The following is a 7,688-nucleotide window of genomic DNA, read 5'->3' as shown; positions in this document are numbered from 1 at the left end:
CATCTGGGCGGTGTTCCTGGGCGCGGCGGTGGCGCTTAGGCGCCGGCGCCACTACGTGGTGGATGTCTTCCCGACCCGCTTCGCCGTCACCCAGCGGGCGCTGCGCCTGTTCGGCAGCCTCGCTTGCCTTCCGGTGATCTACGTGCTGATCGTCAACGGCAACGTGCTGGTGGACATGGGCTGGCACCGGCGCTCGGTGGCGCTGGGCACGCCCATGGCCTACGTCTTCGCTGCCATGCCGGTGGCGGGGGTCGCCATGCTGGCGTTCTCCATCGAAGTCATCCTGCAGGACATCAAGACACTCACCCGCGGTCATGCTGACCCCACCCCCGAGGCCATCGATTCATGAACCCTCTCCTGACCCTGATCGGCAGTTTCCTGCTGCTCATCGCCCTGAGCGTTCCGATCGCCTTCGCCATCGGTCTGGCCTCCATCGTCACCATCTTGCAACTGGGATTGCCGCTCACCTCGGTGGTCAACCAGATGTTCGCCAGCATCAACTCCTTTCCGCTTCTGGCGGTGCCGTTCTTTCTGCTGCTCGGGCGGCTGATGAACGATGGCGGCATCACCGACCGGCTGCTGCGTTTCGCCGACAGCACCGTCGGCCACATTCGCGGCGGGCTTGGCCATATCAACGTCATGGTGTCGATGATGTTCGCGAGCCTCTCGGGCTCGGCGGCGGCGGACACCGCAAGCGTGGGCGCGGTGCTGATCCCGGCGATGAAGAAGTCCGGCTACCCGGCGCCTTTCGCCGTGGCGCTCACGGCGGCCTCGTCGGTGCTCGGCGGCATCATCCCGCCATCGATCCTGATGGTCATCTATGGCGCCTTCGGCAACGTCTCGGTGGGGGCGCTGTTCATGGGCGGGGTGCTGCCGGGCATCCTGGTGGGGGTGATGCAGATGGGCTACGTCTATTACGTGGCCAAGCGCCACGGCATCAAGGCGACCGGCACGTTCTCCTTCGGCCAGATGGGGCGCACCGCACTCATCGCCACACCGCCCATGCTGCTGCCGATCATCATTCTCGGCGGCATCACCCTCGGGGTGTTCACCGCCACCGAGGCGGCGTCGGTGGCGGTGCTCATCGGCGCGGTGCTGGCGTTCATCGTCTACCGCGCCATTCCGCTGACGAAGCTGCCGAGCATTCTCAGCGACTCGGTGGTGGCGTTCTCGCTGCCGATGTTCGCGGTGGCTTCAGCCGGCATCATGGGCTGGCTGATCTCGTATCTGGGCATCGCCCAGGAGGTGGCCAACTTCATCCTGTCGGTGACCGACTCGCGCATCGGCATCATGCTGCTGGTGATGGGCTTCATGCTGGTCATCGGCACGGTGCTGAGCCCGGTGACCGCGGTGATCATCTTCCTGCCGATCATCCAGGGGCTTTGCCTCGCGGCGGACATCAACCAGGTGCACATGGCACTGGTGGTGATCCTGTCGTTGACGCTTGGGCTGATCACGCCGCCCTACGGTATCTGCCTTCTGATCGCCACCCAGATCGGCGAGGTCTCGATGCCGCGCGCTTTCCTCGCGGTGCTGCCGCTGATCGGGCTGATCCTGCTGGTCATCATCGCGCTGATCCTGCTGCCCAGCGTCTTCCTGTTCCTGCCACAGATGATGTTCCCCAAGGCGTTTTGATAGTCGATCGATGCGCCGGGTAGGACAAGGCCGATAGAGCGTCATGCTCTATCGGCTTTTTTTCAGCACTCGTTTTCAGCGCCCGTATCGCGCTGGGCTCACTTACCGTGACGTCCGGCGGTGACTCTTCTCCCCCCGTACTCCCGCCGCGTGCCTTTTCTTCGATGGCCGGTGCTGGCAGCGATGACGTCCAGTCGTTTAATTCCCCGTTGTGAAGATTCCATGGGTTCGAAGCCGGTGCTGGCTCCTTGCCAGCAAGCCGGAATCCCGTCGGCGCTAATATCCAATTCGCAATATGATTAGCGATGATAACCATTTAGCCGGCGAAGCAGCGCTGGGTAGGGTAGAGGCCTCATCGAATGCAACGCTTGGTTGCCAAGGGGCCGTCACAATGAAAAAAGCCACCACCTACGACGTCAACACCCGAAGCGTCACTCCGACGCTCGGGGTAAACGACACACGCTTTCGCCAGGCGAGTCAGGCGATGATGCGGACCGGCAACCTGTGTCTTGGCCGCTACGGTGCGCTCGTCGTCTTCTTCGGGCTATGGCAGCTGGCAAGCTCACTTGGCTGGCTCAACGCGGCGGTGATCCCTCCGCTGGACCGGATCGCGGTCGCGCTGTTCAACGCGCTGTGGCACGGCACTCTGCTGAGGGATATCGGCATCAGCCTGCAGCGTTCGGGCATCGCCTTCGGCGCTTCGGTGCTGCTGGCCATTCCGCTGGGACTGGCCATGGGCAGCTTCCGTGCCATCGAGCAGGCGCTCGACCCCATCCTGCAACTCTTTCGCCAGACCTCGGCGCTGGCGGTCTATCCGGTCTTCATCCTGCTGATGGGGCTGGGGGAGGCATCCAAGGTGTTCGTCATCTTCTGGGCCTCGGTGTTTCCGCTGTTGATGAACACCATCGCGGGCGTTCAGCAGACCGACGCCAAGCTGATCGAGATGGCTCGCGTGTTCGGCGCATCGCGCTTCCAGGTGTTTCGTCGCGTCGTGGTTCCCAGCGCCATCCCGTCGATCTTCGTGGGCCTGAGGCTGAGTGCGACCTCGACCCTGTTGCTGCTGGTGGCCGCCGAGATGATCGGTGCCAATCAGGGGGTCGGCTTCCAGGTGATGAATGCCCAATACAACTTCCAGACGCCGCTGATGTTTGCCGCCATCTTCCTGCTGGCAGGACTCGGGCTGCTGGCCAACTACCTGCTGGTGGCACTGCAAGGGCGCCTTTGCCGTTGGGAAAGCGAGAGCGGCGCGTAATGCGCATCGTCCACGGGCAATGATTCAAGGGCAATGATTCAAGGCAATGAATTTCGATAACCAGGAGAGAAGGTCGATGCATCAATTCGCGACAGGAAAACGGAGCAGGAAAACGTCGCTGCTACTGGCGGGCACGTGGTGGCTTTTGACGAGCCAGGCGGCGCTGGCCGGCCAGACCCAAGGCGTCGAAGGGGCGGACAGCGAGACGGTGACCATTCGCTATCTCAGCAGTCGCGGTCAGATCACGGCGCCGGAAATCGCGCAGGCGAAAGGCTGGCTCGACGATCACGGCGTGACGCTGGTCTCCGAAGGCTTCAGCCAGGGCGGGCCGGAGAGTCTGTTCGCCATGGCGTCCGGGTCGATCGACATCGCCGGGGCGGCGACCTCCGCGACCATCAATGCCATTACCAACGGCGCAGACATCGTGGGCGTCATGGCGTCCAACGGCGTCGACGAAACGGTCAATAGCCGCTTCTACGTGCTCGAGGAGAGCGAGATTCGCGAGCCGTCGGATCTGATCGGCAAGACCATCGCGGTCAATACGCTGGGCGCGCATCTGGATTACGTCGTTCGAGAGTATCTGCGCCAACACGATATTGCCTATAACGCGGTGCGCCTGGTGGCGGTGCCGGGGCCGCAGCTCGGCCAGACGCTGCGCTCCGGGCAGGTCGACATCGCGGCCGTCGGTGCCTGGCAGTCCGTCTTTGCAGGGCAGCTCGAAGAGGGCGGCGGCGTGCGCTCGCTGTTCGATGACCATGAGCTCTTGGGGGATATCACCCTGAGCCCCTACTCCATGCAGCGCGCGTTCGTCGAGCGCCACCCAGAGGCGGTGCGCACGCTGGTCACTCAATCCGGACGCGCCGCAGACTGGGCGAAAAACCACCCGGATCAAGCGCGAGAGTTGATCGCCGAGCTGCTGGCAAAGCGTAATGAAAATGCGCAGCTGGCGGACTACTGGGCCGGGTTCGGCGTGCGCGACCAGGCGCGGCTCGATGACCACGACGTGCAGTACTGGCTGGGCGTGCTCGAGCGTGAAGGCACGCTGAGAGCCGGTCAATTGACGGTCGCCGATGTCATCACCAATGCCTACAACACCAATGCCTACAATGGCGATGCCGAGGGCACCGGTGCGGGCGACGAGGCCGGTGAAGGAGAAAAACCATGACGGCGATCGCGAAAGGGCTGAGTGTTCGCCACGTCCATAAATCCTTCGCGCTCAAGGAGAGCCGGCTCGAGGTGCTCAAGGACATCGACCTGGAGATCGCCGCCGGCGAGTTCGTGGCCATCATCGGCGCCAGCGGCTCCGGCAAGACGACCCTGTTGAGAATCCTGGCGGGGCTCGAGGCGTCCGACAGCGGCACGATCCACCTGAACGGCGAGCCGGTCCAAGGCGTGGGTCCTGAGCGCGCCATGGTCTTTCAGGAGCCGCGGCTTCTGCCCTGGCTCACTGTGGAAGCCAATGTCGCCATGGGGCTTGAACTGATCGGCAACAGCAGCGCCCAGGCGCTGGAAAAGGCGCGCCACTATCTCGACATCGTCGGCTTGACGGCCTTCTACCACGCCTATCCGCGCCAACTCTCCGGGGGCATGGCGCAACGGGTGGGCATTGCGCGAGGCCTTGCCATCTCGCCGCAAATGCTGCTGCTTGACGAACCTTTGGGGGCGCTGGATGCGATGAAGAAGATTCGCATGCAGCAGGAGCTCGAGCGCATCTGGCGCGAACAGGCCATCACCATGGTGATGGTGACCCACGATATCGAGGAAGCCGTCTATCTGGCCGACCGGATCGTGATTCTCGCCAGCGACCAGAGCACCGCCTTGCAAATCATGGATATCGACCTGCCCCGGCCGCGAGCGCGCAGCGATCCTCGCTTCGTCGCTTACCGCGAAGCGCTGCTGAACACTTTTCATCTCAACAACCATCTCAACGACCATCTCAACGACCCGCAATCCTCGACCCTTGGAAAGGAGAACGTCTCATGAGTTCGACCGCGACCATCGCCGCCGCCGCAGCTGGCCCACGCGTAGCCAGTCTTGCCTCGCAGACCTTGACCATCACGCCTACCGGCAGCGCCCTGGGCGCCGTGGTTCGAGGCATCGACCTGGCTCAGCCGTTGTCGGCATCGCACTATCGAAAGCTCAAGCAGGCGTGGCTCGAGCACCATATCCTGATTTTCAAGGGCCAGCGGTTGAGCGACGAGCAGCTGCTCGACTTCACCACCTACTTCGGCGACGTGTTCCAGCCGCCCGGCCATATCCCCGTGCTGGCCACCAACGACCAGGGCATCACGCCGGACGTCGTCAAGGTGTCCAACGTCAAGGGCGGCTATACCGGTAACGGCGAGCTCGCTGCCCATGTCGATCATCAGTGGACGCCCAGGCCCTCCAAGGCGTCCGCGCTCTATGCCCGAAAGCTTCCTTCGACCGGTGGCGATACCCACTGGTACAACCTCAACCTGGCCTGGGAAACGCTCGACGCCGATACCCGGCAGGCGATCGCCGGTCTATCACTGATCACCTACAACCCTTTCCAGAACCGCGATTCATCGCGCCCGCGCTACCGTGAGCCGCACAATCCCCCCAAGGGGGAGGCGCATCCGCACCCGCTGGTCACCACGCACCCGGAGTCCGGTAACAAGCTGCTGTTCTTGGGGGAGGCGACCGAGGTCGAAATCCCCGAGCTTGACGACGCCTCGGGCAAGGCGCTGATCGAAGCGCTGCGCGCCCATCTCTACACGCCCGCGCACCGTTACGAGCACCGCTGGCAAGTGGGCGACGTGGTGCTGTGGGACAACCGTGCCACGGCGCACTACCGCTCCGCCTTCGACGAAAAGGAGGTGCGCGACATGCGCCGGGTGAGCCTCGGGGGTGGGCGGCCTCTTTGACCGCAAAGAGGACACAGCGATTCACAGGCCGTCCGGCGATGCCCCGCGTGCGAGAGGCGGGGCGATCAGGGCGGCTTTCCGGAAAATCCAGCTTGCTGAAACGACGATGTATCGATCCAGGGAGACGACCATGAGTATCGTATTGATTGCCGGAAGCCCCGGCAGCGTATCACGCACCTCCGCCCTCATCGCCTTCATCGAGGGCCTGCTCGAGGCACGTGGCTTTCAGACCGACGTGTTCGACGCCAACGAATTCGACGGTAACGCGGTATTCTTCGCCGACGTATCCGACCCGCAGGTGGTGCGCTACCGCGAGGCGATCGCCAAGGCGGATGCCGTGATCCTGGCCACGCCCGTCTATCAGGCATCGTTCTCCGGCGCGCTCAAGGGATTGCTCGATCTGGTGCCGCAACGGGGGTTGAAAGGCAAAGTAGTGCTGCCGCTGGCGACGGGCGGCTCGGATAGTCACCTGCTCGTGATCGACTATGCCATGAAGCCGGTGCTTTCCGCGCTGGGCGCCAGCAACGTGCTGAGCGGTGTCTACGTCAGCGCGCAGCAGCTGATACGCGAAACGGTCAGTACTTACCGGGTGGAGGAGGAGGCCAGTACGCGCATCCAGCGCGCGCTCGATGAGCTGATCGAGGCCCTGCCGCCGGCGGGTGCGGCCAGTGACCGAGCGAATCCGCGCGCCGCTTACGCCTGACGACCCTTTTCACTCGCTTCGGGACGTCGCGGGCGTCAGGCGATGCGATGCTCGCAAGGCGTAAAGCAGCCCAGCAGGCGCATGCCCTCAGGCCACTGGTGGTGGCCTGATTGAGTATTGATATGCCCCGCGCCCTGTATGACGTGCAGGGCGCTGCTCCAGGCATTGGCGAAGTGCTGGATGCGCTCGAGCGAGGCGGCCGGATCGTTGGTCGACCCCACCACCAGGCTCGCGAAAGGCAGCGGCGCCAAGGGAATTGGCGCGAAGTCTACCAGGTGCTGACTGACGCTTCCCCGCTCCACGTCTGCGGGCGCGACCAGCAGCGCGCCCTTGATTCTGTGGGTGAGGTTCGGATGACGGCCCGCCCAGTGGGCCACCGTAATGCAGCCAAGGCTGTGGGCGACCAGAACCACCGGCGCTGACGCGCCGGATACGGCTCGGTTCAGCGCTTCTATCCAATCGTTGCGCTCAGGATGACTCCAGCTTTCGACCCGCGTGCGGGAACTGTTGATCAACCGGCTCTGCCAGTGGCTTTGCCAGTGATCGGCATCCGAGCCGTGCCAGCCGGGAACGATAAGGTAGTGATCATCGATCATGAGCATGACTCCTGGCAGTGACAGGGAGAAGCGCGTTCAGCGCGGCGGGGTGCTATTGGCCATGACTTCGCCGCGTTGCGCCGTTCGTTCGGTATCGATGACGGGGGCGGCGTGATCCTTGGGCAGCAGTGGCAGCACCTTCTCGCCGAAGTGGTAGGCCTCTTCCAGGTGCGGATAGCCGGAGAAGATGAACGTGTCGATACCGATCGCCATGTATTCGCGAATGCGGGCGGCCACCGTTTCCGGACTCCCCACCAGGGCCGTTCCGGCGCCTCCGCGCACCAGGCCCACGCCGGCCCACAGGTTGGGGCTGATTTCCAACCGATCGCGCCGACCCCCGTGAAGAGCGGCCATGCGCCGCTGGCCTTCGGAGTCCATTCGGGCCAGCGTCGACTGGGCAGCGGCAATGGTCTCGTCATCCAGATGCTCGATGAGTTTCTCCGCCGCGGCCCAGGCCTCGGCATCGGTGTCGCGTACGATCACGTGCAGGCGGATACCGAAGGTGAGCGTTCGCCCGGCGCGGTCGGCGGCCGCCTTGACCGTGGCGAGCTTGTCCGCCACCTGGGCGGGCGACTCGCCCCAGGTGAGGTATTTCTCCACCGTGTCGGCGGCGACCT

9 protein-coding genes are annotated in these 7,688 nt (G+C 64.0%); 7 read left to right on the top strand and 2 right to left on the bottom strand.

Annotation, left to right across the window (positions count from 1 at the left end):
* From BIS11_RS07195 to ssuE, 7 genes are all read left to right on the top strand, one after another.
* The coding region (locus tag BIS11_RS07195) for a TRAP transporter small permease (RefSeq protein ID WP_253585869.1) at window positions 1-349 on the top strand (349 nt) is incomplete at its 5' end.
* Complete coding sequence (locus BIS11_RS07190) at window positions 346-1,635, top strand: TRAP transporter large permease (protein ID WP_253420972.1); 1,290 nt, start codon at window positions 346-348, stop codon at window positions 1,633-1,635. The genes BIS11_RS07195 and BIS11_RS07190, both read left to right, overlap by 4 nt.
* 391 nt (window positions 1,636-2,026) lie before the next feature.
* Window positions 2,027-2,887: an ABC transporter permease gene (locus tag BIS11_RS07185; protein ID WP_253420970.1), complete on the top strand. Its 861-nt coding sequence runs from the start codon at window positions 2,027-2,029 to the stop codon at window positions 2,885-2,887.
* Window positions 2,888-2,963: 76 nt separating this feature from the next.
* On the top strand, window positions 2,964-4,052 hold the full coding sequence (locus BIS11_RS07180; RefSeq protein WP_253420968.1) for an ABC transporter substrate-binding protein: 1,089 nt from the start codon (window positions 2,964-2,966) through the stop codon (window positions 4,050-4,052).
* On the top strand, window positions 4,049-4,870 hold the full coding sequence (locus BIS11_RS07175; RefSeq protein WP_253420966.1) for an ABC transporter ATP-binding protein: 822 nt from the start codon (window positions 4,049-4,051) through the stop codon (window positions 4,868-4,870). Before BIS11_RS07180 ends, BIS11_RS07175 begins: the two co-directional genes overlap by 4 nt.
* On the top strand, window positions 4,867-5,772 hold the full coding sequence (locus tag BIS11_RS07170; RefSeq protein WP_253420964.1) for a TauD/TfdA family dioxygenase: 906 nt from the start codon (window positions 4,867-4,869) through the stop codon (window positions 5,770-5,772). The genes BIS11_RS07175 and BIS11_RS07170 overlap by 4 nt, the downstream gene beginning before the upstream one ends.
* 130 nt (window positions 5,773-5,902) lie before the next feature.
* On the top strand, window positions 5,903-6,475 hold the full coding sequence (gene ssuE / locus BIS11_RS07165) for an NADPH-dependent FMN reductase (RefSeq protein WP_253420962.1): 573 nt from the start codon (window positions 5,903-5,905) through the stop codon (window positions 6,473-6,475).
* A 35-nt stretch (window positions 6,476-6,510) separates the two neighbouring features.
* Here the strand turns inward: ssuE and BIS11_RS07160 are convergent, their stop codons facing one another.
* Both BIS11_RS07160 and BIS11_RS07155 read right to left on the bottom strand, forming a co-directional pair.
* Window positions 6,511-7,071: an alpha/beta hydrolase gene (locus BIS11_RS07160; protein ID WP_253420960.1), complete on the bottom strand. Its 561-nt coding sequence runs from the start codon at window positions 7,069-7,071 to the stop codon at window positions 6,511-6,513.
* A gap of 36 nt (window positions 7,072-7,107) precedes the next feature.
* Window positions 7,108-7,688, bottom strand: a 581-nt coding sequence (locus tag BIS11_RS07155; protein WP_253585868.1) for an LLM class flavin-dependent oxidoreductase, incomplete at its 5' end; no start/stop codon positions are given.

The sequence above is a fragment of the Halomonas sp. 707D4 genome, from assembly GCF_024158685.1.
Taxonomy (GTDB): domain Bacteria; phylum Pseudomonadota; class Gammaproteobacteria; order Pseudomonadales; family Halomonadaceae; genus Vreelandella.
Note: the sequence above shows the minus strand (reverse complement) of the source record. Positions and strands in the feature narration are given on the sequence as shown.